The 23,166-nt window shown below is 69.3% G+C and carries 22 protein-coding genes, 1 tRNA gene and 2 pseudogenes; 6 read left to right on the top strand and 19 right to left on the bottom strand.

Features of this window, described 5'->3' with window-relative positions:
* Positions 1-206: 206 nt before the first annotated feature.
* From AC1DX8_RS19185 to AC1DX8_RS19160, 6 genes are all read right to left on the bottom strand, one after another.
* Complete coding sequence (locus AC1DX8_RS19185; RefSeq protein ID WP_477631547.1) at positions 207-968, bottom strand: lysophospholipid acyltransferase family protein; 762 nt, start codon at positions 966-968, stop codon at positions 207-209.
* Positions 969-1,025: 57 nt separating this feature from the next.
* Positions 1,026-3,458, bottom strand: a complete 2,433-nt coding sequence (locus tag AC1DX8_RS19180; protein ID WP_477631546.1) for a LuxR C-terminal-related transcriptional regulator — start codon at positions 3,456-3,458, stop codon at positions 1,026-1,028.
* A gap of 310 nt (positions 3,459-3,768) precedes the next feature.
* The gene (locus tag AC1DX8_RS19175) at positions 3,769-4,698 is read right to left on the bottom strand and encodes an ABC transporter substrate-binding protein (RefSeq protein ID WP_477631545.1); all 930 of its coding nucleotides are present in this window, start codon (positions 4,696-4,698) and stop codon (positions 3,769-3,771) included.
* A gap of 20 nt (positions 4,699-4,718) precedes the next feature.
* Complete coding sequence (locus AC1DX8_RS19170) at positions 4,719-5,510, bottom strand: ABC transporter permease (protein ID WP_477631544.1); 792 nt, start codon at positions 5,508-5,510, stop codon at positions 4,719-4,721.
* Positions 5,507-6,154, bottom strand: coding sequence for an ABC transporter permease (locus AC1DX8_RS19165; RefSeq protein ID WP_477631543.1), 648 nt, complete (start codon positions 6,152-6,154; stop codon positions 5,507-5,509). The genes AC1DX8_RS19170 and AC1DX8_RS19165 overlap by 4 nt, the downstream gene beginning before the upstream one ends.
* Positions 6,151-7,269, bottom strand: a complete 1,119-nt coding sequence (locus AC1DX8_RS19160; RefSeq protein ID WP_477631542.1) for an ABC transporter ATP-binding protein — start codon at positions 7,267-7,269, stop codon at positions 6,151-6,153. The genes AC1DX8_RS19165 and AC1DX8_RS19160 overlap by 4 nt, the downstream gene beginning before the upstream one ends.
* Before the next feature lie 74 nt (positions 7,270-7,343).
* On the opposite strand from AC1DX8_RS19160, the gene AC1DX8_RS19155 reads away from it, so the two are divergent.
* Complete coding sequence (locus tag AC1DX8_RS19155; protein ID WP_477631541.1) at positions 7,344-8,801, top strand: aromatic amino acid ammonia-lyase; 1,458 nt, start codon at positions 7,344-7,346, stop codon at positions 8,799-8,801.
* Positions 8,802-8,847: 46 nt separating this feature from the next.
* On the opposite strand, the gene AC1DX8_RS19150 is transcribed toward AC1DX8_RS19155, so the two are convergent.
* The 3 genes from AC1DX8_RS19150 to dcd all read right to left on the bottom strand — a co-directional run bounded on the left by AC1DX8_RS19150 (position 8,848) and on the right by dcd (position 10,832).
* The gene (locus AC1DX8_RS19150) at positions 8,848-9,426 is read right to left on the bottom strand and encodes a dienelactone hydrolase family protein (protein WP_477631540.1); all 579 of its coding nucleotides are present in this window, start codon (positions 9,424-9,426) and stop codon (positions 8,848-8,850) included.
* A 46-nt stretch (positions 9,427-9,472) separates the two neighbouring features.
* A complete protein-coding gene (locus AC1DX8_RS19145; protein ID WP_477631539.1) occupies positions 9,473-10,114 on the bottom strand; it encodes an alpha/beta hydrolase family protein in 642 nt (213 codons plus the stop codon).
* Positions 10,115-10,256: 142 nt separating this feature from the next.
* On the bottom strand, positions 10,257-10,832 hold the full coding sequence (dcd, locus tag AC1DX8_RS19140) for a dCTP deaminase (RefSeq protein ID WP_477631538.1): 576 nt from the start codon (positions 10,830-10,832) through the stop codon (positions 10,257-10,259).
* A gap of 115 nt (positions 10,833-10,947) precedes the next feature.
* Between dcd and AC1DX8_RS19135 the strand changes: the two genes are divergently transcribed.
* A tRNA-Gly gene (locus AC1DX8_RS19135) sits at positions 10,948-11,021 on the top strand.
* Between the two features lie 107 nt (positions 11,022-11,128).
* Here AC1DX8_RS19135 and AC1DX8_RS19130 read toward each other — a convergent pair.
* The 5 genes and pseudogenes from AC1DX8_RS19130 to AC1DX8_RS19110 form a co-directional block, all read right to left on the bottom strand.
* Complete coding sequence (locus tag AC1DX8_RS19130) at positions 11,129-12,082, bottom strand: tyrosine-type recombinase/integrase (protein WP_477631549.1); 954 nt, start codon at positions 12,080-12,082, stop codon at positions 11,129-11,131.
* A gap of 9 nt (positions 12,083-12,091) precedes the next feature.
* Positions 12,092-12,241 (bottom strand): annotated as a pseudogene (locus AC1DX8_RS19125) (tyrosine-type recombinase/integrase); the annotation flags it as partial.
* A complete protein-coding gene (locus tag AC1DX8_RS19120; protein ID WP_477631537.1) occupies positions 12,238-12,441 on the bottom strand; it encodes an excisionase family DNA-binding protein in 204 nt (67 codons plus the stop codon). The pseudogene AC1DX8_RS19125 and the gene AC1DX8_RS19120, both read right to left, overlap by 4 nt.
* Before the next feature lie 40 nt (positions 12,442-12,481).
* A complete protein-coding gene (locus AC1DX8_RS19115) occupies positions 12,482-13,837 on the bottom strand; it encodes a hypothetical protein (RefSeq protein ID WP_477631552.1) in 1,356 nt (451 codons plus the stop codon).
* Complete coding sequence (locus AC1DX8_RS19110; protein ID WP_477631551.1) at positions 13,834-14,178, bottom strand: hypothetical protein; 345 nt, start codon at positions 14,176-14,178, stop codon at positions 13,834-13,836. Before AC1DX8_RS19110 ends, AC1DX8_RS19115 begins: the two co-directional genes overlap by 4 nt.
* A gap of 59 nt (positions 14,179-14,237) precedes the next feature.
* Here AC1DX8_RS19110 and AC1DX8_RS19105 point away from each other — a divergent pair, with 59 nt between their 5' ends.
* Positions 14,238-14,456: a hypothetical protein gene (locus AC1DX8_RS19105; protein WP_477631550.1), complete on the top strand. Its 219-nt coding sequence runs from the start codon at positions 14,238-14,240 to the stop codon at positions 14,454-14,456.
* Here AC1DX8_RS19105 and AC1DX8_RS19100 read toward each other — a convergent pair.
* The 4 genes and pseudogenes from AC1DX8_RS19100 to AC1DX8_RS19085 all read right to left on the bottom strand — a co-directional run.
* Positions 14,376-15,395, bottom strand: a pseudogene (locus tag AC1DX8_RS19100) (CHC2 zinc finger domain-containing protein); the annotation flags it as partial. The gene AC1DX8_RS19105 and the pseudogene AC1DX8_RS19100 sit on opposite strands and share 81 nt — an antisense overlap.
* Positions 15,392-15,946, bottom strand: a complete 555-nt coding sequence (locus AC1DX8_RS19095) for a hypothetical protein (protein WP_477631536.1) — start codon at positions 15,944-15,946, stop codon at positions 15,392-15,394. The pseudogene AC1DX8_RS19100 and the gene AC1DX8_RS19095, both read right to left, overlap by 4 nt.
* A 78-nt stretch (positions 15,947-16,024) precedes the next feature.
* Positions 16,025-16,438, bottom strand: coding sequence for a hypothetical protein (locus tag AC1DX8_RS19090; RefSeq protein WP_477631535.1), 414 nt, complete (start codon positions 16,436-16,438; stop codon positions 16,025-16,027).
* A complete protein-coding gene (locus tag AC1DX8_RS19085; RefSeq protein WP_477631534.1) occupies positions 16,435-18,066 on the bottom strand; it encodes a type IV secretory system conjugative DNA transfer family protein in 1,632 nt (543 codons plus the stop codon). The genes AC1DX8_RS19090 and AC1DX8_RS19085 overlap by 4 nt, the downstream gene beginning before the upstream one ends.
* A gap of 377 nt (positions 18,067-18,443) precedes the next feature.
* On the opposite strand from AC1DX8_RS19085, the gene AC1DX8_RS19080 reads away from it, so the two are divergent.
* The 3 genes from AC1DX8_RS19080 (at position 18,444) to AC1DX8_RS19070 (ending at position 20,907) form a co-directional block, all read left to right on the top strand.
* Positions 18,444-19,487 carry an AAA family ATPase gene (locus tag AC1DX8_RS19080; protein ID WP_477631533.1) on the top strand — a complete coding sequence of 348 codons (1,044 nt, stop codon included), beginning with the start codon at positions 18,444-18,446 and terminating at the stop codon, positions 19,485-19,487.
* Complete coding sequence (locus tag AC1DX8_RS19075) at positions 19,484-20,086, top strand: hypothetical protein (protein WP_477631532.1); 603 nt, start codon at positions 19,484-19,486, stop codon at positions 20,084-20,086. Before AC1DX8_RS19080 ends, AC1DX8_RS19075 begins: the two co-directional genes overlap by 4 nt.
* 140 nt (positions 20,087-20,226) lie before the next feature.
* Positions 20,227-20,907 (top strand): hypothetical protein, encoded by a 681-nt coding sequence (locus tag AC1DX8_RS19070; protein ID WP_477631531.1) that lies wholly within the window; start codon positions 20,227-20,229, stop codon positions 20,905-20,907.
* Between the two features lie 160 nt (positions 20,908-21,067).
* Here the strand turns inward: AC1DX8_RS19070 and AC1DX8_RS19065 are convergent, their stop codons facing one another.
* A complete protein-coding gene (locus tag AC1DX8_RS19065; RefSeq protein ID WP_477631530.1) occupies positions 21,068-23,104 on the bottom strand; it encodes an ATP-binding protein in 2,037 nt (678 codons plus the stop codon).
* Positions 23,105-23,166: the final 62 nt, after the last annotated feature.

Below are 23,166 nucleotides of genomic sequence, written 5' to 3'. Positions count from 1 at the left end.
GGGCACGAGGGGTCAGGGCAGCGTTAGCGTGGGACACGAGGGCCTCCTGTTTTGTGAGCGGATACCTAGGCAGTTCCACTCCACCGCGGGAGGCCCTCCCGCGCCACTGATCAGATCAGCGGATCACACCCACTCAACCAACGTCCCCGGTCAGTACAGCTAGCAAAGGTTCCTCGTGGGGGGAGGGGGTTTGGCGCGGGGCTGGGTCAGCGTCGGGCGTCGACCCGACGGACCGCTGCCTCGTCGAGCGCCCTGGCGTCGGCCAACGTCGGCGCGGCACCTCCCCGGGCCGCTGGCCACCACCACGCGGCGGACGGGTCGGCAGGCGGCTGCGGGTAGCGCGCGAGGAGCTCGTCGACCAGGCCACTGAGGCGGTCGTGCAGCCGGGCGGTGAGGGCCTCGGCGTCCTCCCCGGGCAGCGGCACGAGTGGTTCACCGACCACCACCTCCACGGCCGTGCCCCGGCGTAGGGAGTAGCGCCCGTCGACCGTGAAGATGCGGTGGATGCCCCAGTGCGCCACCGGGACCAGCGGCGCCCCGGTGGCCAGCGCGAGGTAGGCCGCCCCTCGACGGAGGTCCTCGGCGTCCTTCACCACGAAGGCCCGCCCGATCGTCGCCTCGGGGTAGATGCCCACCACCTCACCGGACCGCAGGGCGCGGAGAGCCTGCCGAGCGGCCAACTCACCGTGGGCCCGGTCGACCGGGATGTGGGCCATCCCGCGCATCAGCGGGCCGGAGAGCCTGGACCGGAACACCGACTGCTTGGCCATGAACCGCACCAGCCGACCCCGCTGCACGGCGGCGAGCCCGACGAACATGAAGTCGAGGAAGCTGCTGTGGTTGGCTGCGACCACGACCGGCCCGGCGGCGGGCAGGTGCTCCACGCCAGACACGCGGATCTGCAGCCCGAGCGCCCGGAACAGCACGCGGCACAGCCGGATGACGATGCGGTAGGTGAGGTCGGGCACGGGGGTCATTCGGCGCCGGGGCCGCTGCTGGTTGGTCTGCGTGGCCGCGTGCCGGTGTCAGGCGATCTCGACCATCAACGCGGCCAGCTTGGCCCGCGAGGCGATCTCCAGCTTGCGGAAGATGTGGGACAGGTGGGCATCGACGGTGCGCGGCGAGACGAAGAGCTGCTCGGCGATCTGGCGGCTGGTCAGCCCCTCGGCGACGAGCTCGGCGACCGCGCGCTCCGCCCGGGTCAGCACCTGCAGCGGTGTCGGTGCCTGCTCCGCCGACTCCTGGCTGCCGACCAGTCCCGTCACCGCCGCGACCCCGCTCGGCGTGAGCTGGCCGGCCACCACCCACCCGGAAGGGCAGTCGCGGGCCGACCCCGCGGCATACGGCACCCCCGGGCGCTCGCGCCCGACCGCGCGGCGCCCCGCGCGCAGTGCCTCCGCGGCTCCCGCGATGGACCGGTATGCCGCCGTGCCCGACTCGGCCGCGATCGCCGCCAGCCCGTCGAGGGCGTCAGCGGCACGCAGCGGGAGGGGCACCTCGACGGACCGGCGCAGCACCGACAGGTACGAGGGACGCGCCTGGGCGGGTTCGCCGAGCGCCATCAGCGCATCGGCGACCAGCAGCCTGGCCTCGACGGCATCGCGCCCCAGCTTGCTGCTGTCGGCGAGCACCACGATGTCGGCGGCGCGACCCGCGGCGCGGCTGGCGTCGCCCTCCGCGAGCAGCTGGCGCGCGTCCTGGAGCTGCACGACGAGGCGCACGGCCCACGGCAGGGTCTCGGTGTCGACCTGCAGCCCCGGCCCCCCGACGACCATGCGGTGCACGGTGTCGGCGAGCAGCGCGATGCGGTCCTCCCGGATCTCCTCTGCCTGCGTGCGGGCGAACATCGCCAGCGACGCGGCCTCGACGAGCCGGCCCTGCTCCCAGGCGATCTTGGCCTGGAGGGTGCGGGCCGAGAGCGCGATCCAGAGCTCGTCGGCCGGGGGCGAGTCGACGATGAGGGTGGCGAGCTCCTCGGCCTCGGCGAAGTCGCCGGCCGACACGCAGACGTCCATCAGGGTGCGGCGCACCTGGCGGATGACGTAGGGGTCGCCGCCACCGAGGGCCAGGGTGCGCTCGGCATCGGTGCGGGCCGAGACGAGGTCGCCCGCGTCGAGGTGCATCTCGGCGCGGATGGCGGCGTTGCGCGCGAGCTCGAGGTCGCGCGTCACGCTGTCGAGCGCGGAGGCGTGTTCCTCGGCCCGCTCGAGGAGCCGCAGACCTTCGTAGGTGCCGCGCACCTCGGAGGCGCAGATCCCGGCTCGGCGCGCGAGCTGGGAGCCGATGATGGGTGGACCGTCGCCACTGGCCAGCGCCGCCTCCATCATGTCGAGGGCCTCGCGGGCCCGCATCGCCGCGGACAGCGACGGAAAGGCCCGGTTCGCGATGGCGTAACCGCGGGGGCGCGTGGTGTCGTCGGCACACGCCTGGCGCACCGTGGAGTCGACGAGCGCGAGCTGGGTGAGGAACGGCTCGTCGGCCGAACCAGCGTTCACCGCCTTCGGGACCACGCGGTCGGCCCAGGTGAGCAGTCCCTCCAGCGCCTTGGCCGCATCATCGGTCTCGCGGGCGAGCAGCCGTCCGGCCTCGCGCATCGGCGGCAGCAGGTCGAAGCGTCCGTCGGGCTGCACCTCGACCAGGCTCCGGCGGGCCAGCGCCGCCGCGAGCTGGACAGCCTGCGGCCGCGTCACCCCGCAGACGTCGGCGAGGACGTCGAGACCCACCGGACGGCCGATGACCGCCAGCCGCCGGAAGCACTCCTGCTGCGCCGGGTCGAGCAGGTCGTAGGACGTGCGGACGGCATCGGCGAGGGTGTCTGCCGGTGAGACGTCGCTGACGCCCACGAGGGCGATCTGCACCGCCAGCTGCTCGATCAGCGACGGGAGCCCACCGCTGGCCCGCAACAGCCCGCGCAGGATCCGGTCGTGCCGGTCGAGGTCGACCGAGTGGCCTCCCGCCGCGGCGACCCGGGCGAGCAGCAGCTCGACGGCCGGCCCCTCCAGGGGTTGGCGCGCGGAAGGGACCGGCAGCGGGGGGAGGCGGAGCACCTGCTCGTGCGGGCGGCCCGAGACGGTGGTCGCCGTGCACAGCAGACGCCAGTCCTCGGCGTCCTCGATGAGGTCGTTGAGCAGCTCGCCCAGCCCCTCGATCGCGTCCACTCCGTCGAGGACGACCAGCGTCTTGCGGCCGTCGAGGGCTCGCTTGAGGGCCAACGTGGGCGAGTCGCCGGGGGCGACCTCGGCATCAAGGGCATCGAGGCAGGCGGTGACGAGGGAGTCGACGTGCCCGTGCTGGTGCCCGGTGACCCAGGCGACGGCGCTCTCGCCGTTGGCGGTGTGCCGCGCGACGAGGGTCTTGCCACACCCCGGGGCGCCGGTCAGTGTCACCCACCGGTTGCTGCTGAGCAGGAGCCGAAGGCGTTCGAGGACGTCATCACGACCCACGCACGGAGTCAGCACCCCGACAGGCTATCCCGTACGTACCGGTGAATATCGGTGGTTTCACTGATGCCCGCCCCTGGCCGGCTCCGCCACTCTTGGGGGCAACGGAGATCACTGGTTCCGAGGTCACGTGAGGCGCGGAGGGGCGCTTCCCGAGATCGCGGAACAGGGATTGGCAGACCGGGGGGTCATGCCGAAAGGCCGGGTGCGGGTCCGGGGGGACACCACACCCGGCCTTCATCCGTCTCCGGGGAGGAGCGGGCTGAACCGGTCAGGCGATTCTGGCCAAGCCATCCTGGCTGGGTTGGTTCTGGCCAGGTGCGACTCGTCAGGCGAGGCCGTTCTTGGTCAGGAACTCCTTCGCCACGGTGTCGGCGTCCTTCTTGTCGACGACGACCTCCTTGAGCAGCGCGGCGAGGGTGGCCGTGTCGAGCTTGGCCGAGACCGCGTTGAGGGCGCCCTCGATGGTCGGGTTGCTCTTGCTCTTGGTGATGAGCGGCACGACGTTCTGCGCGGCATACATGTTCTTCGGGTCCTCGAGCGCGACGAGGTCGTTCGCAGCGATGCTCGGGTCGGTGGTGAACAGGTCACCGGCGTCGATCTGGCCGTTCTTCAGGGCCGCCAACGTGAGCGGGCCACCGGCGTCGAGCGGACGGAACGCCTTGAACTCGAGCCCGTAGATCTTCTTGAACCCGGGGATGCCGGTCATCCGGGTCTTCCACTCCGGCGGGCCACCGACGGTGAGCTTGTCGGCCTTGCCGGAGAGGTCGGCGATCGACTTGACGCCCAGCTCGTCGGCGCGGGACTTCTTCATGACGAGGGCGTCCTTGTCCTCGGCCGCCGACTTGTCGAGCACCGTGAGCGTGGCCGGGACCGCTGCCTTGAGCTCGCTGTACACGGCGTCGGCGTCGGTGCCCGGCTGGTCCTTCTTGAAGTAGTCGCGCAGCACACCGGTGTACTCGGGGATCAGGTCGATCGACCCGTCCTGGAGGGCCGGGATGTAGGCCTCGCGGGCACCGATGTTGAGCTTCTTCTCGACCTTGACGCCCTTGGCCTCGAGGGCCCCGGCGTAGATCTCCGCGAGCAGGGCGCTCTCGGGGAAGTCGGCCGAGCCGACCTTGATGGTGCCGCTGGCCGCGCCACCCGAGCTCGAGCTCGACGTGGTGGCGAGCGGGTCGCCACCGGAGTTGCCGCAGGCAGCCGTGGCCAGGAGGGCCGCCGCCGTCGCGATGGTCAGGGTGATCTTGGTGAGCTTCACGGTCCCGCTCCTACTGTTGATCAGGGGGTCTGAGGATCCACCGTACGTGCCGACGACGGAATGTCTACATCGAGGGGGGTATTACCTTGGTTACGGTTCGGTGACCACCGCCGGGAGCCTCGCGCGGCGCCGGTGCCACGGCCGGTCAGGCCCGGCGAGACCACGTAGCGCTGCACGACAGCCAGCAGGAGGTCGACCACCAGGGCGAGCACGGCGACCAGCAGCGCCCCGCCGGCCATCTGGGGGTAGTCCCGGATCTTCTGGCCGTCGATGAGGAACCGGCCGAGCCCGCCGGTGCCGGCCACGGCGGCCAGGGTCGCCGTGGCGATGACCTGGAGGGTGGCCGACCGGAACCCGGAGAAGATCAACGGGAGGGCGTTGGGCACCTCGACCTTGCCGAGCACCTGCATGCCGGTCATGCCCATGCCCTTCGCCGCGTCACGCGCCGCGGGGTCGACGCCCTCGACCCCGGCGTAGGCACCGGCCATGAGCGGCGGGATCGCCAGCACGATGAGCACGATGAGGCTGGGCACGAGGAAGGCCGAGTCGCCCTTGAGCTTCGGGAAGAGCCACAGGACCATGAGGTAGAGCAGGCCGAGGCTCGGGATCGCACGGGCGGCACCCGCGAGGTTGACCACGAAGAACCGGCCACGACCGGTGTGGCCGATGGCCAGCCCGAGGGGGATCGCGATGAGGCAGGCGAAGAACAGGGAGATCCCCGAGTACCAGAGGTGGGTCAGGGTCTGGCCGGGGATGCCGTCGGAGCCCGTCCAGTTGAGCGGGTCGGTGAGCCAGGTGATGACGCCGTTCACGCCCGGCCTCCCGTCGCCCGCTGCCACGGCGTGAGCAGCCGCGCCACGACGATGATGATGCCGTCGAAGAGCAGGGCGAGCACGACGCAGCCGATGATGCCGACGACCAGCGGGTCGTAGAAGTCGCGGTTGAACCCGTCGCTGAACAGCAGGCCGAGCTGTTGGACGCCGATGATCGTGCCGACGCTGACGATGCTGACGTTGCTCACGGCCGCGACGCGCAGCCCCGCCGCGATGACAGGGATGGCGAGCGGGAGCTCGATCGCGAAGAACCGCTTGCCCCGGGTGTAGCCCATGGCCGTGGCGGCGTTCTGGACGTGGTCGGGCACCGCCCCCAGGCCGTCGGCGACGGTCCGCACGAGCAGGGCCAGGGTGTAGAGGGACAGCGCGATCACGACGTTGACCGGGCTGAGGATGCCGTAGCCGGTGAAGAGGGGGAGCATGACGAAGAGCGCGAGGCTGGGGATCGTGTAGAGGAGGCCGAAGCCGGCCGTGAACGGGGCGTAGAGCCAGTGGTAGCGACGCGCCAGCCAGCCGAGCGGGAGGGCCAGGAGCAGCCCGACCACCAACGGGATCCCCGCGAGGTAGGCGTGCGTCCACGCCAGCCGCAGGACCTCCGGGACGTGGTCGAGGAACCAGGTCATGCCGCCGGCGCTCCGGGGTTGTCGGGGTTCGCGAGCTCGGGCCGGCTGGTCTCCTCGATCGCGGTGAGGACCTCGTGGGCCTGGACCGTGCCGAGCAGGGCGCCGGTGTCGTCGACGATCACGCCTCGCCTGCTCGGGCTCGACAGTGCGGCGTCGAGGGAGGCGCGCAGCGGCCCACTCGCGCGCGCGACGGTGCCACCGCGGTGGAGGGCCTCGCTGCGGACCTCGCCCTTGACCCGGGCCGGCTCGACCCAGCCCATCGGGTGGTTGTCCTCGTCGACCACGAGCACCCAGTCGGCGTCGATGCCGTCGACCCGCTCGCCCATCGCGACCGTGCGCTCCGCGGCGAGCGGGAGGCGCGGCGTCGGCTGGAACGACAGGGCGCGGTAGCCGCGGTCACGGCCGACGAAGTCGGCGACGAAGTCGTCGACCGGGTGTGACAGGAGGTAGGCCGGCGCGGCGATCTGGGCGAGGTGACCGCCGACCTTGAGGACGGCCACCTGGTCGCCCAGCTTGATCGCCTCGTCGATGTCGTGGGTGACGAAGATGATCGTCTTGCCGAGATCGCCCTGCAGGCGCAGGAACTCGTCCTGGAGCTGCTCGCGCACAACCGGGTCGACGGCGCTGAACGGCTCGTCCATGAGCATCACCGGCGGGTCGGCCGCCAGGGCGCGGGCGACGCCGACGCGCTGCTGCTGGCCACCGGAGAGCTGGGCGGGGTAGCGCTTGGCAAAGGCCGGGTCGAGGCCCACCCGCTCGAGCAGCTCCATCGAGCGCTTGCGGGTCTCGGTCTTGTCCATGCCCAGCAGCCGCGGAACGGTCGAGACGTTGTCGAGGACGGTGCGGTGGGGGAAGAGCCCGGCGTGCTGGATGACGTAGCCGATGCCGCGGCGCAGCTCGGACTCCTTCATCTGCCCGGTGTCCTTGCCGTCGAGCGTGATGGTCCCCGAGGACGGCCGGATCATCCGGTTGATCATGCGCAGCGAGGTCGTCTTGCCGCAGCCCGAAGGCCCCACCAGCACGGTGATCTTGCCGCTGGGCGCCTCGAAGCTGAGGTCGTCCACCGCCACGGTGCCGTCTGGATACTGCTTCGTGACACCGTCGAAGGCGATCATGCCGATCAACCTAACCCAGCGCACCGACAGACGCGATCCACCCAGACCCCGACCGAGCAGCGATACTTGGCGCCGTGACGGACCCGGTGCACCTCGACGGCCACAGCCTCGACCTCGACGCGTTGGAGCGCGCAGCCCGCGGGGCGCGGGTGTCGATCGACCCGGAGGCGATGGCCACGGCCGCCACGTCGCACCGCACTGCCGCCGAGGTCAGCAGCCTGCGCCCCGTCTACGGCCGCACGACGGGGGTCGGGGCAGCCCGCGACGAGAGCACCGACTCCAAGGTCGACCACGGCCTGCGGTTGCTGCGCTCGCATGCGGCCGGGTGGGGTGAGGTCATGTCGCCCCCCGTCGTGCGGGCCGCCCTGGCGGTGCGGGCCAACCAGCTCCTCGCGGGTGGCTCCGGCGCCAACCCCGCCCTCGCCCAGGCCCTCGCGGACCTGGTGGGCGCGCCGGAAGGCGACCTGCCCGTGGTGCACCGGTACGGCTCGCTCGGCACCGGCGACTTGACCGCCCTCGCCGAGGTCGGCCTGGCCCTGATCGGGGAGCGTGAGCGCGCCGGGGGAGCCAAGCGCTCCGACGTGCAGCTCACCTCGGCCGACGCCCTCCCCCTCATGTCGTCCAACGCGTTCGCGATCGCCGAGACCGCGCTGCACGCTGCGTCGCTCCACGAGCTGGCCCGCGCCGCGGACACCGTGTGCGCGCTGAGTTTCGTTGCGCTGCAGGGCAATCCGGAAGCAGTGAGCGAGACGGCCGCGGCGGCCACGCCCTTCCGCGGCGCCCAGGAGGTGATCCGTGTGCTGCGCGAGCTGCTCGCGGACCAGCCGGGAGAGCCCGCCCACCTCCAGGACTTCTTCGGACTGCGCACCTGGCCGCAGGTGCACGGCCCCGTCCTCGACACCGTCCTCGACCTCAAGCGGGTGGTCGAGACCGCCGCCAACACCGCGTCCGAGAACCCGCTCTTCACCGGCACCGACGGCGCGCCGGAGGTGACGCACCACGGCGGGTTCCACGCGGCATACCTGGTGTTGGCGGTGGACACGACGTTGCTCGCCCTGACGCGGTCGGCGCAGGCGGTGCAGTCGCGGATCAGCCACACCCTCACCGACTCCGACAGCGGGCTGCCGCTCTTCCTGTCGGACTCGACGATGGGGTCGTCGGGCGTGCTCATCGCGGAGTACGTCGCGGCCTCGGCGCTGTCGACGATCCGAGGGGTGGCCTCGACGCCGTCGAGCGTGCAGACGGCCGGGGTCTCCGCGGGCATCGAGGACGATGCGTCGTTCGCGGGGCAGGCGGCCCTGCGGCTCGGAGAAGCCACCGCCGCCTACCGACGGATGCTCGCTGTCGAGCTGGTGTGCACGGTGCGCGCCCTGCGGATGCGGGGCGTCGTGCCGGTGGGTGAGCTGGGCGAGGCGTTCGCGAGGTGCGCGGCGCTCCCCGCCGGCATCGAGGACCGCGACCTGTCGCCCGAGCTCGCGATCGCCGAGCGCATCGTCGAGCGGTATGCCGTGTCGACGCCGGAGGAGCGTTAGCGGCGTCCCCGCGTCGTGGCCTCCCTCCCTGCACGCGGTGCGGAGGTCAGGAGACCCGGTCGAGGAAGGCGATGACCCGGTCGGTGAGCACCCCTGCCTGCTCCGCGTCGTAGGTGGCAATGCTGGGGTCGGCGAAGAGGTGGACGCTGCCCGGGTAGACGAACAGCTCGCCGTCGGCCGCCTCGGCCACGAGCGCGCGCCCGGCGTCGAGGTCGCCCTCACCCGCGAAGATCGGGTCGTCTTCCATTCCGTGCACCTGCACGGGCACGTCATCGGGCCAGCCCTCACCGAACTCCGACGGCGGGACGCACGACTCCATGAGCAGCGCACCCGTGGCGCCGGGGCGGGTCTGGGCCAAGAGCTGGGCAGGCATGACGCCGAGCGAGAACCCCGCGTAGACCACCTCGGAAGGGAGCGCCTCGCCGGCGGTCCTGCCCCGCTCGAGGATGGTGTCGAAACCGACCTGCTTCAGGTACGAGAGTCCCTCGTCGAGGGTCTCGAAGGTCTGCCCGACGTAGAGGTCGGGGGTATGCACGGTGTGGCCGGCGTGCCGCAGGGTCTCCGCGAAGTCCGCGATCCCGGTGGTCAGCCCCTGCGCGTGGTGGAACAGCACTACCTCGGCCATGTCGTGTCCTCCTGGTCGCTGGGCCCCTGCTGAGCCCTTCCCGACACTATGGCGCGAGGGTCCGACAGGGCTGGTCGAGCAGGTGGCCGACGAGGAAGGCCGCGGCCTCACGGTGCCAGCGGGAGGCCTGGCGCAGCATGGCGTGGCTCTCCCCCTTGACCGACTCGTAGCTGACGACGGCACCGAGCCGGGCCATCGCCGTGGCCATGGCTCGTGACGCGCGAGGGGAGGTCATGCGGTCGAGGTCGCCGTGCATGAAGAGGACGTGCAGGCCCGGATGGCAGCGCGGCTGGTCCTGGGGCTCCACCCAGGGCGCGAGCGCCGCGATGGCGGTGACCCGCTCGTCGTCCGCGAGGTGCAGCGCGACGCGGCCGCCCATCGAGTGGCCGAGCAGCCCGATCCGCACGCCGGGATACTTCGCCTCGATCTGCTCGAGCGCCAGGCGGGCGTCGACGAGGGGACTCTGCTCCGCGCCGTTCCAGCCGCGCACGGCATACCGCAGCGTTGCCACGGCGATGGCGCCGGAGCCGGCGTCAGCGACGACCTTCGCGAAGGGGGCCATGCGCAGCACCGCCCCCTGCCACGGCCGCACGGGACGGCGGCTGCGCGACTTGCCCCCGTGGAGGACGAGGACGACAGCGCGCGGCTGGTCGACCTCGGCCGGCCAGAGCAGTCGGGGAGCGGGCACGGAGGCCTCCTTCGGGTGTGGGTCCGTGTCAGTCCTTCGTAGCGGAGAGGCCTGTGGATGCCGCAGGCCCTACCCACTCTCTGCACCGCTCAGACACACTGACGCGCGCTCGAGGTGAGCCCGCGGCATACCCAGTCGTCGGTCAGACGTCGGTGGTGTGGAAGTTCTTGAAGGAGCGGCTCGCCGTGGGGCCACGCTGGCCCTGGTAGTGCGAGCCGTACTTGGCCGAGCCGTAGGGGTTCTCGACGGGCGAGCTCAGGCGGAAGAAGCAGAGCTGGCCGATCTTCATCCCCGGCCAGAGCTTGATCGGGAGGGTGGCGACGTTGCTGAGCTCGAGGGTGACGTGGCCCGTGAAACCCGGGTCGACGAAGCCGGCCGTCGCGTGCGTGAGGAGACCCAGGCGGCCGAGGCTGGACTTGCCCTCGACGCGGGCGGCGACGTCATCGGGGAGCGTGACCGTCTCGTAGATCGAGCCGAGGACGAACTCGCCCGGGTGGAGGATGAAGGGCTCGCCCGGGTCGACCTCGACCAACCGGGTCAGGTCGGGCTGGTCCTCGGCGGGGTCGATGAACGGGTACTTGTGGTTGTCGAACAACCGGAAGTAGCGATCGAGGCGCACGTCGACGCTCGACGGCTGGACCATCTCCGGGTCCCAGGGGTCGAGGACGACTCGTCCGTTGTCGATCTCGGCCTTGATGTCGCGGTCGCTCAGCAGCACGGTGAGAGACTAACGCGACGGGTATGCCGGGGGCCGTCAGTCTCGTGCGCGCGTTCGGTTAGACTTCCTGCCGCACCGCCCGGTGGGCGGTGTTCACGACGCTTCGGCGCCGTGCGCCGGTGTAGCTCAATGGTAGAGCGCCAGCTTCCCAAGCTGGACACGCGAGTTCGATTCTCGTCACCGGCTCCATTGCATCAATGCAGGTCAGCGCCTTGCTGGCCATGCCGATTCTGACTGCTCAGGCCGGTCGGACGACGCCCTGGACAACTGATGGGCAACAAGCCACGGTGCCCCCGTCAATCCGAGGCTTCCCGCTGGGTGCGGATCAATGCGTCGAGGCGGTCTGCTATCTCCCTCGAGCGGGAGTCTGTAGCGTGCTGGTAGATCATCGCCGCACGGACAGTCGAGTGCCCCATCCGCTGCATCAACTCCCGGGTCGAGGCGCCCGTCTGCGCAGCCAGATGGTTGCCGGTGTGTCGAAGGTCGTGGAAGCGGAAGCCGTCTGGCAGACCGATTGCCTTGACGGCCTCCCTCCACCGGACGTTGGCCCGCCAGTTGCCGCGTCGTGGAACACCGCCGCGCTCGCCGCTGAACACCGGCCCTTCGGGATCTTGCGGAATCCTCGCCAGGTGAACTTTCAGTTCTTCGACCAGCACGGCCGGAAGGGCGACAGTTCGGCTGCGGTTGTTCTTCGGCTGCGAGATCTGTAGGTGTCGTCCGCGCTCGACCATGCTGCGGCGAACGAAGATGAGCCCTGCCTCCAGATCCAAGTCTCGCTGGCGTAAAGCGACGAGCTCACCCCATCGGAGGCTCGCGAGGGCTGCCGTGAGTACGAAGGCGCGGTAAGTAGGCCCGATCTGGTCGGCGAGCATGAAAACCTCGGGCACCGACGCCACCGGACGTTCTGGCGGGCTCTCCCGATCGGCGCCCTTGATCCGGCATGGGTTCTTTGAGATTCGACCATCATCGACTGCGGTGTTGAGGATGGCTCGGAGCAACCGATAGCACTTGGCCAGCGTGCTCTCCGAGCGCCCTTGGTCGCGCAACCGCGCACGCCAACTCCTCACTGCCTCTGTGGTGATCTGATCCAGAGGGAGGTGGCCAAGGAACGGATCGATGTGCAGCCGGAACAAGCTGGCATACAGGTCGCGTGTCCGGAGGCTTAGCTGGTGTTCAGCGATCCACTGCCCGCCGAAGTCGCCCAGCTTCCGACGCCCCAGTCTCGGATCGATCCAACTGGCGCTGCGCATCTGTGTCTGGTGTAGGGCGAGCCACGCCTGTGCGTCGGCCCTGGTAGCGAACGTTTGACCAGGGTAACGCCGCAAACCGTCGGGCCCGAGATAGCTGGCGCCGTACCGTCCAGACTCGCGCTTTCGGATGTTCCCGAACTCACGACGCTGCCTACTCACGACGCCCTCCCCTCCACATGCCGGACAACGACGTCCACCGTCCCGTGCTCCACGAAGTCCTCGATGGCGCTCTCAGGGATCCGCACATACCTGCCCACCTTGACGAACCGGATTCGGCGTTCGGCGACCAGCCGTCGAGGGAACCGCGCTGGGGTGCCGAGCACCTCAGCCGCTTCCTTTAAGGTGAAGAGTTTTTCCATTACTACTCCTGCAATTCGGATCTCAGCTCCCGAGAAGTCTCTAGAGGCTGGGCCCCAGGTCCGACGGGGACATTTGACGTACCTGCGAGGGATGCATGAGGGCCACGTTCGCCTGGAGGAAACGGTCCACGGCTTCATGCCAGGCGTGCATGAGGTCGCTGATGTCGTTCAGCGTGGCGGGGATGTGCCGGCCGTGCTTGCGGTCGCTGAGGCGATCCGGCGCCGGGGTGAGCGAGCGGGCTGGGGCGAACAGAAGCCCGGAGCATGCGAGCCGTTCGGGGAGCGTGCGAACGCTGATGAGCTGATGGCTCAGGTGGCTGGTAGCGCGCAGCAGGTCGCCCATGGCGGCGTCACGGTCTGCGCCGTCCAGCCCGGCTGCGCCGAGCCGGAGGGGTTCGAGGGCCTCATGCAGGTCGCGGCTGGCGTGGACGAATGCGTGGGTTGGACGGGTGAGTGTCGACGCGCCGCTGGGCCATGCCTGGTCGACATCGATCAGCGCCGTCACGGCCTCTCGGAGCCCGGTTGGGTCCTGAACGGTCCATGACCGCATGTCCGCTGCATAAGCGAGCTCTTCGATCGTGGCGAGCAGGTGGGTTCCCTGGCGGGTGAGGGTGCGCAAGGTGTCGACGCTGGGGACGGCGGCGTGCACCTCGGTCTCGGACGTGCGCGCCCACTCCGACATCACGATGTCCAGAGCCACGATGGGGCTGGCGGATGCGGCCTGGGCATGCGTTGCGGCCACGTCGTGAAGCCACCGGGCGACGGCGGGCTGGCCGGTGGTGAGTGAGTCGAGGAAGCCTTCGGCGTGCAGACCCACCGTCATCGGGCGTTCGGTGTTGGCGAGTGGGACGGAAGCCATCGTGTGGTGGGCGGCGAGCGCGGCGAGGGCCAGTACTCGTCGGGTGGTGTCGGTGAGGCCGTCGATGTCGTCATGGATTGGGTCGGGTCCGGGGTAGCCGTGGAGCAGGTCCGCGAGGGCGCCGAAGGTGCATGTCAGCCGGGCCATTGGGTGCGGATCGGTGATTTGTGGCAGGGTCTCGACGTCGAGGGCGAGCACTTCTGGTGCCGGGGCGGGGATTGACTGGAGATGCTGTCGGCGTGTGGAAGCCGCTGCCTGGCGTTCGAAGTGGTCGCGGGTGGTTGGCTGCGGCTCGGAGTGGGGCATGCGCAGTGGACCCGTGGGCGGTTGCGGGTACTGGTCGATCACGGCTCGCAGTGCGGTGTGTTCCTTCGGGACCGAGATCCCGTGCTCCCCGAGCATCTCGGTCAGGAGCCGGTGCAGTGTCACGTCGAACGCCGCCCATTGCTGCAGTGTCACCGGGCTCTCGTCGCGACGCAGGTCGCGGCTGAGCAGCTCGGCGCGGGCGAGGAGGTCGGCCGCTGTCGTGGTGCTCATGGCGTCCCCGTCGTTTTGCACTGGGTGCGGGCGATGCGGGCGAGTTCGTGGACGTGCCAGGCGCACAGCGGCAGGTCCGCTGGTCCGTCGAGGGGGTCGATCGTGTCGAGGGCGGTGATCGCGGCGAGCAGTTGGTGGACCAGCCGGGCGGCTCGCGGCGGGATGGGGTCGATGGGTCGGCTGGGTGGGGGCAGGGTGGCGGCGGCGAGCTCGATCTGGGCGGCGAACGTGTGGCTGGCGATCTGGTCGCCCGCTCGGGCTCGGGCCGCGGCGGCGGCCGCTGCGAGGTGCCGGTGTGCGAGGTCGATGAGGTCTTGGGCGCGGGTCGTGGTGGTGTGCATGGGTTCTCCTTCAGAGGGCTGAGCGGGTCGCGCCGCTGCGCTGGTTCGGGGCGGTGGACATGTTCGGGCTGGTGGGCCGGGTGGCGGGCGCGGGCGAGCAGGCCGCCGAGCGCGTGGGGGCCGTGGCCGGCGATCCAGTCCGCGGGGTCGCACGCGTCGGGGAGGTCGACCACGCGGACCGGGTGGCCGAGGCGGCCATGCAGGAGGTCGACCCAGCGGGCGCAGCCTTCGCGGCCGGCGGTGTCCCCGTCGAGGGCGACCAGCACCGACCCTCCTGATGACAGGGCGGCGACCCGGTCGGCCTGGGTGGGGGTGACCGCGACACCGGCGGCGGTGCAAGCCACCATGGGGATCCGCGTCGCGGCCGCGGCGGCGGTGACGGCGAGAGCGTCTAGCGGGCCTTCGACTACCAGGACCGTCCCGTTCGTCGGGGTCAGCGGTTGTGGGCTGTAGAGCATGGTGGCCTTATCGAAGACCGCGGTCTTGGTGGGGTTGCGGTACTTCGGTGCGCGCGGGTCGCCGGTGGTGTCGCGGCCTAGGAACCCGGTGATGTGCCCGGCGTCGTCACGCACGGGTACGACGAGCCGTCCGCGCATGGTGTCGATGAGGGTGCCGCCGCGGGTGGCGTGGGCAAGGTCGAGCGCGACCAGCTCGTCGGTGGTGACGCCGTGGCGGGCCAGGTGGCTGGTCATGCTTGTCCATGCGGTGCCGGTGTGCCCGACCAGCCGGTCGCCCCGCACGGCCTCGGCTGGGTCGAGGTCGATGCCGCGGTGCTGGCGGAGGTAGGCGAGGGCGAACTCGTGGTTCACCGGGCGGGTCCAGTGTTGCCACGCAAGGAGGTTCACGGCATACGCCCGGTCGGCAGGCATCTCCACCACGGCACGCGGGGTCGCGGGACGACCGGCGGCCGGTGGCGCGACCCGCGCTATCGGTGCGTGGTCCAGGTGCTCGACCGCCTCACGGAAGCTGAGCCTGTGCAGCCGGGCGATGTAGTCGATGACGTCGCCGGAGGCGCCGCAGCCGAAGCAGTGGAACCGGTCCGGGACGCCGCCCACGGACAGGGAGGCAGTTCGGTCGTCGTGGAACGGGCAGCAGCCCATGCGGGATCGTCCGGAGGCGTGCAGCTCGACACCGGAGGCGGCGACGACGTCCTCGATGCGGTGCCGGGCCCGGAGCTGGTCGACATCGACCCACGCCGCCGCCCCGTGGCCGGTCACAGTTCGGCTCCCCTGCTCGGGACCACGCGCCGGCAGGCTTCACGGGCCAGGTCGCGGTCGACGCAGGCGGCGATGACGGCGTACTCGTCCCAGAGCTGGTCGTAGGCGTAGAGCAACCCGACGTGTCGGCCGGGGTCGCGGCGCCACGAGATACGAATCGACGGATTGGGGCCAAGCGAGCCTGCCAGGTCCTCATCGGTGCCGACACGGCCGTGTCGTACCTGGAAGGTGCGCGGACCCGCCCAGTCCAGCCCCAGTCGCCCCGTGCCGGGGTTGCCGGCGGCCTGTAGCGCGAGCTGTAGCAGCTGGGGCGTGTCACACCGTTCGCTGGTAAGCGCGTCGGTCGATAGGTGCCGCACCTGGTCCGCGTCTCGGCCGGTCCCCTTGGTGAGGGTGAGTGCGACCACAGTGAGGCAGGTGTCGCGGATCCCCAGCTGGTACTCGTGATCCGCGGTGTCGCGGACGTGCTCCTGGGCCATGACGGCCAGTTGGAGCAGCAGCGCTTCGTGCGGGTGTTGTCCGTCCCGTCCCAACAGCGTGTCGGGTTCCATGTGCCGCTTGCCTTCCCGCGCGACCCGGTGCCGCGCCTCTGGAAGGTTTACGGCTCGCTCGGGGCACCACCGGCAGCCTCAGACGCCGGGAGGCTCAAGAGTGGGTCGCTCGGGATCGGGTCGGTGCTCGCGAGCAGTGCACTGTGTCAGCGCGCCTAGGTCGCGCAAGAACGCGAGGGCGTCACGCAGGGCGCGGAGCCAGTCGATCGCGGCTGTGGGGGGTGCGGTGCCGACAAAGGCGCCGCGTTCGTAGTCGCGCAGTCCGGCGAGGACCTCGACCATGCCGTTGTGCCGGTCCCAGCACGGCGGGAGCGTGCGCACGTCCAGGGCGAACCGGTGCGCGAGCGTGTCCACCCACGGCGCCAGGTGGCCGAGGAGCGCCACGCGGGCGGCTGAGGTGAGGGAGGGCACGTGGACGGGGCCGCCGACGAAGGGGTTTGGGGACGGGCCAGCCGGCAGGCTGGCGTACCCGTCCGTGGGCGGTCCGGTCACGACGACACCACTGGACGCCGCGGCATGGAGCGGGCCTGGGCCTCGGTGGCGTCCCGATCCGCCTCGAGCAAATGGGCGTCGCGCCGGCGGGTCCACGGGCGCAGGGTGAGGGCGATCGCGGGTGCGGCACGCATGAGCAGGATGGCGGTGCCGAACGGAAGAGTGCGCAGCTGTGCCGGCTCCAAGATCGGGGCCATCATGGTGGAGGTGGAGGTGGAGCGGCGGCCGTCGCCGCCGCGGCTGGTCGAGGTGGTGGCATGTTCGCGTTGCCCGATCAGGCGGGAGAGGTCGTCCAGGTCGCGGGCGTTCGAGCCGCCGCCGAGGATGACCTTGACGATCGCGGCGTCCCAGATAGCAGAGGCGGCGTGCTCACCCCACACGTGCCGCGCCTGCGCCAGGGACTGCAGCACCACAATGGTGGAGATGCCGGTGCCGCCGCCCTCGGACATCAGCGCCGGCAGCGACGGCAGCGGGTAGTTGGCGGCCTCGTCCAGCACGAGCGACAGCGGCGGGTCAAGGCGCGCACCCGGCGAGGCGGCGGCACTGCGGCGAGCCGCCTCGACGACATCTTCGACGAACGCTGCCACGATCCCCGCCGTCGCCGAGGCGCCGGTGGAGGTGCCCAGCAGGTAGACGGTGCCGCTCTCGCGCAGGAACACCTCGGGGTCGAACTCCTCCCCCGGCGCTGGTGACAGGGCCTCCAGCACCGTCGGGTCACCGAGGGCGGAGAACGCGATGGCGACCATTGCCCAGATCGAGTCTCGCTGCCTCGGGTCGGCCGACAGGATCGCCTCCAATGCCTCGCTCCACGCGTGCGCCACATCGGGGTGGTTGGTGAGGATGTGGACCGCGTCGTGGGCCCTCAGCGCGGACAGCGACCAGCGGTACAGCTCGCGCGTGGACCGGTCACCCAGGGCTGCGGCGTGCAGCAGGCATCGGACCACCTGCTCCGCCGAGGCCTGCCAGAAGTTCGCGTCCGTGGTGCCGTCCGCGGCACCGGCGGTGAGCGCCTTGGCGCGGACCATCGCCACATGCGGGTCCTGACAGCCCCGGATCGGCGACCATCGGGTGGAGGTCCGTATGCCGCGGGCTAACCCTTGAGGGTCGAACACGGCGACCGGGCCTGCCGCCGCGCGGCTTCGCAGCGTCACAGAAAGGTTGTCGGGGCGGGTGCTCGTAGTCACCACCGCGCCCGGCGCGTCCAAGATCAACGGGATCGCCAAATGAAGACCCTTGCCCGACCGCGGCGGACCCAACACCACCACCGAGTCCTCGATTGAGGCGAAACAGTCCACCCCCTTCGCCACCCCGATCCGGTACCCCACATCGCCCGGCGCCGGTCGCTGGACAGCCGGCCGCAGGGTCCGACTGCGCCGCATCACCTGACGACGACCCGCAACCCTCACCACCTCCCGCCGGCTGGCGCAATCCCGCTCGACATCACCGCGTGCCCGGCCCGCTCGTCCTGGACGGGCGCGCCCGGCGCCCAACATCAACGCGAAGCCCACCAGCCCGCACAACACCGCCACGATCGGCCAGACACCGACATCCAATTCCGCCACTCCGAAACCGTCCACATCGCCTCCAGCGTTAATCGGTCTGAAGAGGAAACGCGGCCAGCGGGGCACGATCGAGAGCCGCTGCCCAGAGGGCGTGAATCTCGTGCGCCGCGACGCAGCCGCGAGACGCCGGGGTGCACGGTGGTAGCTGACGATCGCCCTTAGTCCTAACGTCCGCTCATCTTCATATTTGGCACACGCCCCCCCCTGCCTGCCCCTAATGCGGCGCTGTGACGCACCTTCCGATGGGCTCAGAGGGCGGCGCGGCCCCGACGTGCTGCGAGAGGATCCTCACGCGAGCGTGCCGATTCGGGATCCTCAAGGCGGGTGATGCTTCCGGTGCGCGTCTTGGGGCTCAACGAATCCACRCACGCCGTTCCCTTGACTCATCCGTGGACAGCATTCACACTAGCAATGTGAACGCCATTCACAGAATAGGGGGGGCAGTGGAAACCGAGCTTGTCGGGCTCTACGAGGTGGCGGAGATGGCCCGGGTGAGCCGGACCGTCGTGTCGAACTGGCGCGCCCGCGACCCAGTGTTCCCCGCGCCGGTGGCCGACCTGAAGTCGGGCCCAGTATTCAACGCCGAGCAAGTGCAGYGGTACCTCAAGAGACGAAGGAAAGGTTCTATGGCGCACGTGATCTCGACAATCAACCTCAAGGGGGGAGTCGGCAAGACCACCATCACGATGGCCTTGGCGGAGATCCTGTCCGGCGAGTTCCGCAAGTCAGTCCTCGTGGTGGATCTTGACCCCCAGACCAACCTGACGACCGCGATGATCGGCGAGAGGGCCTGGCTTAAGCTCAACGCGGACGGTCACACTCTCGCAACGCTGTTTGAGGACGCACTGCGACCTGCCCATGAACCGGCCGAGTTCGACCTCGACCTGACTCGGCAACGGAACGCGTCTTCGGTGAGCGACGTGCGCCGGCTCGACCTGCTGCCCGGATCGCTGGACCTCATCGCGGTCCAGGACCGGTTGGGCACCATGTCCTCCGGCCGCTTCCACTCAGCCACGCCCACCGCTCTCCTCCGACGAGCGGTCAGCCCGATCATTGACGAGTACGACTACGTCCTAATCGACTGCCCGCCCAACCTCGGTCTGGTCACCCTTAACGGCCTCCGGATGTCCGATGGCTACATCATTCCGACGATCCCGGACGTGATGTCGACCTACGGCATCGACCAGATCCAGCGGCATATCGCGGAGTTTGCAGACGACATCGACCAGACGATAGACGAGCTCGGGATCATCGTCTCGAAATACCAGGCCAACTCCACCGTGCACGTCAACACCGTGAACCGCCTCCGCCGCAAGAAGGCCTATCCGCCGGTCTTTTCGACGGTCATCCCGCAGTCGAACGCTATCGCCGAGGCCGCCGACTCCGTCAAACGAGGAACTCTTCGCCAGAAGTGGGGCTACCAGGGCCAGTTCAACGCATTGCTCGACCTCACCAAGGAGTTCAAGGCAGCAGTGGAGGCAGCATGAGCCCCGCTCGGAAACGCAACGTGCACCCGGCGGCGGATGACCTGACCTCGCATGTTGCCGCAGCCGGACAGTCACTGCTCCACCTCGCCTCCCGAGACCAGGTCCTCGCCGGCCAGTTCTCCCGTCTGATCCAGGCTGTGGCGGACGAGGCTGCCCGCTCCCCCCGCTTCGCGCGCGCTCTCGCAGCGGCCGTGGCCGTGGACGCTCAGGCCGGCAACGACAGCGACGGGGGGACTGACACAACCCAGGCCCAGGATCCGCTTGAAGGGCGCGGCGACGAGGACCCACCGAAGCAGCGCAGCGCGCGCAGCCCTACCCGGGCGGCACGATCGGGGCGCCGAAGCCCCGGGCCACTCGACCCCTTCGCCGTCTACGCTGACACGGGCGCGAGCGGGCTGAGACAGGCGCTGGCCACGCTCGACCTAGAGCAGCTGCGCGACGTAGTCGCCGAGCACGGCATGGACCATGACCGCCTCGCCATGAGGTGGAAGAGCCCCGACAGAGTGATCGGACGCATTGTCGAGCGGGTGGAGGCCGTGTCAAGCAAGGGCTTTGCCTTCCGAAGTGGCGCCGAGGACTCGCCCGAAGGCGGCGGATAGACGAAGTGCCGCTTCGCGGCGCACACCGACGTGGAATCCGCGAAGCCGAGGACGGCCGTCGGTCGCCAGCCGTAGCATCGACGCATGGGAGCACCGAAGCCAGTCAGGGCATTCCGACGATCGTTCAGCCGAACTTGATCATGCCGTTGGACATCCAGGCACGCATCGACGCTGGTGAGCTCTACCGAATCGGAGGCGTCGTCCGCGACATCGCGACCAAGCAGATCGCGGCTCTTCTGGACGAGGCGCCAGGTCTCGAGCTGGCTGCCGAGGAAGTAGGCAAGAAACTCTCGAAGGTGAGCCTCCCGAAGTTCGACGTGTCGAAGCGGAACCTCTCGCAGGTTGACCCGAAGAAGGCTGCCGGTGTTTTTGCGGGTGCGGCGCTCCTCGGCATCGGCATCTCCTGGGGCTACGCCAAGTGGAAGCAGGCTGCCAAGTCGGGAGTTCCGGGTGAGGTCGAAGCCGAGGACCTGGTCGAGGCGTCCGCTGAGGTGCCGGAGTGCATGACCAACCTCGGGAGGTCGCTTGAGGCGTACCTGACCGGCGCCCGCGAAGCTCGTTTGAGTCCGGAGGTTGTCGAGCAACTTGCTTCCGATCTGACTGCTGTTGAGGCGTATTCGGAGGCGGGCAACGCCGTCTCGTTCACGCTCGACGAGTTGCTCCCGTTCTTCGAGGTCGTGACGGCCCACACGTCGAACCTGGCCGCCGCCTACTCGGTCGAGCTAGACGATCTGGACGATCAGGCTCCCGACGAAGGAGTCGTTCTGCACCTGGGCCGGCACCTCGAAACACAGAGGCAGATTCTCGCCAACGTCGCGTGAGCCGGCTCCCGCCTAGACGGTCGACACTGTGCACGGCTTGTTCGACGCCCTCCGCCCGGCTCGGCGCGATGCGTCCTGCAAGCGGCGGAGCGTCGCACCTCCGGCACTTCGTGAAGGATGGACAGACTGCGTCCTTGGAAGGCGGGCCGAGGGGTGAAGGCTAGGACTCGGCGTCTGCCTTTCCCCAATCCCGCTGTGCATCGTCGTACGCCTTGAGGAACTCCTCATGGGCGAGCACGGCGTTGCCGATGAAGTCGTTCCAAGTGATACGCCTGACCTGGCCGTCCTTCTCCGCCGCCTTGAAAGCTCGATTCGAGGTGGTGTCCGTGATGTTCACGCTGTCGGCAACGAGGTCGACCATCCACCCGTCCGGGAAGACCGAGACCAGGTCCTTGTTCTCCGTGAAGAATTGTTCGAAGGCTTCCAGGTAGTTTTGAAGGCGCTCGTAGTCCTTGTTCGCGAAGGCATGCTTGGGCTTCTTGATCTCCACGATGTGCAACTTCTGACCAATGTGAACGAGGGTGAAGTCGGGCTGCTTCGACTCAAACATGATCGCGATCTGGATGTCCCCGCCGGTCTTGTCGTGCCAAAACTTCGCGAAGCGGTCGCGAAAAGTCTTCAGCGCCTGGTTCTGCGTGATCACCGACCAGTCCGGCCGGATGAGCCATGGCGCCCGCTGGATGAGCTTCTGCAGGTCGCCCTCGACGACATCGGGCTTGTCGATGACCTCCTCGAGCTCCTTGATCGTCGACACGCGTTCCTGGGCGATCTGGGCGTAGCTTGCGAGTTCTGCGGTGCGGGTGTGGGAGAAGAGAGGAATCAACTGTTCGACGGTCTTGTCTTCCAGTTTCGCGATCGCCTGGAACGACCTGATCAGCGCCTGGTGGGGGCCGACGAGCAGCACGATGTCGACCAGCGAGTCGACGTAGTCCTTATCCTCTAGTTCGTCTTCGTGTGCTAGCCCGCCGATCTTCTTGCCGAAGTCCAGCACGGCGTCGATCACGGCCTTGTTGTCCCCGTACTTCTCCTCCGCACGCTTCTGCAGGTCGGAGTTCGCGAGGAAGATCTTGACCTTGGACTCCCGGCGCGGTCCGGCAGAGCTCTTGGCGATCTGTTTGATGAGGTCCGCCCCCCACACGCGCAGCGCCTCGCCGTACTCGGAGTCCCACAGGATTCCTTGGCGGTCGGTCCGGATCAGGTCCTCCCCGCCGTCCTCGTCCAACCATTCGGCGACGACCTTGCCCACTAGGTACGAGCGGGCTGTGAACTCTCCAGTGAAACCCGCCGGTTGCTCGAAGTCCCTCGTGTTCGCGACGATCTTGCCGCGGGCGTAGATTCGCACACCTGCTTCCTCCTCGTCCTTGAACGCGCGCTTGCCGAACGCCAGCCAGCCGGTCACGGGTAGGAACTTGCCGTCGTACGGAACGGGGTGCTTTGACACGTCCACCTTGGTGGGCTCGTTGACCTCGACCTGGAAGTCGGGCACTACGGTCGTCGTGTTCGTCTCGGTGTCGTACACCGTGATCTTGAAGTCGTCCTTCGTCAGGGCGAACCTGCGGGCCACTTGCCGCACGAACACGTCCTGGGCGGGCACACGCTTGGGCAGGAAGTGCCGCAGTGTGACCGTCGTACCGCGCGTGTCGGACCACGTCTTGTCGTCGGGGCCACTCTCGATGGGGACGTCCGTCTCCACATCCTGGACGAGCTTGTCGAACTCCAGGATCAGGTGGCTCACCCGGTAGCCCTGATCCGTCTTCGGGCCGCCAGCCGAGCGCACCTCGATCGTGGTGCAGATCCCGAACGGGGCGAGCTTTCCGATGCCCTTTCGTCCCATCACGGGGCGGTCCTTCTCCCGCGAGTGGGTCCCGGCGGTCTCGCGGCTGCGACGGTCCGTACCGACGAACAGGAAGTACTTCTGCACCTCGCCTGGAGTCATCCCGTGGCCGTCGTCGCTGACTGAGACGACGAATCCTAGGTCGTCCGTCTTGCCGTCGGCGGCCTTGCCGGCGAGCTGCTTTCCGAGCGGGAGGGTCACGATCACGTTCTCTGCGTCGGCGTCGTACGCGTTCGCGATCAACTCGGCCACGACAGCGCTCGCCCGGTCATACAGCTTGACCCCGAGCTTGTCGATCGTAAGCCGGGACAGGCGCATCTTGTATGACTCGGGCTCTGCAAGCTCCTCGGGTTCGCCAGTCACGCTGCGACTCTAGGACCTTGGGCGAGTCTGTGGGACATGACTCGACCAATGAGCGGGAGAGC

Source organism: Pedococcus sp. P2_A3, from assembly GCF_056405035.1.
Note: the sequence above shows the minus strand (reverse complement) of the source record. Positions and strands in the feature narration are given on the sequence as shown.

What these genes read in the sequence shown, in the direction of transcription:
- AC1DX8_RS19165 (WP_477631543.1), bottom strand. Translation starts at nt 6,154, where the DNA reads ATGACCTGGTTCCTCGACCACGTCCCGGAGGTCCTGCGGCTGGCGTGG.
- AC1DX8_RS19160 (WP_477631542.1), bottom strand. Translation starts at nt 7,269, where the DNA reads ATGATCGCCTTCGACGGTGTCACGAAGCAGTATCCAGACGGCACCGTG.
- AC1DX8_RS19150 (WP_477631540.1), bottom strand. Translation starts at nt 9,426, where the DNA reads ATGGCCGAGGTAGTGCTGTTCCACCACGCGCAGGGGCTGACCACCGGG.
- AC1DX8_RS19130 (WP_477631549.1), bottom strand. Translation starts at nt 12,082, where the DNA reads ATGCGCAGCGCCAGTTGGATCGATCCGAGACTGGGGCGTCGGAAGCTG.
- AC1DX8_RS19120 (WP_477631537.1), bottom strand. Translation starts at nt 12,441, where the DNA reads ATGGAAAAACTCTTCACCTTAAAGGAAGCGGCTGAGGTGCTCGGCACC.
- AC1DX8_RS19115 (WP_477631552.1), bottom strand. Translation starts at nt 13,837, where the DNA reads ATGAGCACCACGACAGCGGCCGACCTCCTCGCCCGCGCCGAGCTGCTC.
- AC1DX8_RS19110 (WP_477631551.1), bottom strand. Translation starts at nt 14,178, where the DNA reads ATGCACACCACCACGACCCGCGCCCAAGACCTCATCGACCTCGCACAC.
- AC1DX8_RS19105 (WP_477631550.1), top strand. Translation starts at nt 14,238, where the DNA reads ATGTTCGGGCTGGTGGGCCGGGTGGCGGGCGCGGGCGAGCAGGCCGCC.
- AC1DX8_RS19095 (WP_477631536.1), bottom strand. Translation starts at nt 15,946, where the DNA reads ATGGAACCCGACACGCTGTTGGGACGGGACGGACAACACCCGCACGAA.
- AC1DX8_RS19075 (WP_477631532.1), top strand. Translation starts at nt 19,484, where the DNA reads ATGAGCCCCGCTCGGAAACGCAACGTGCACCCGGCGGCGGATGACCTG.
- AC1DX8_RS19070 (WP_477631531.1), top strand. Translation starts at nt 20,227, where the DNA reads ATGCCGTTGGACATCCAGGCACGCATCGACGCTGGTGAGCTCTACCGA.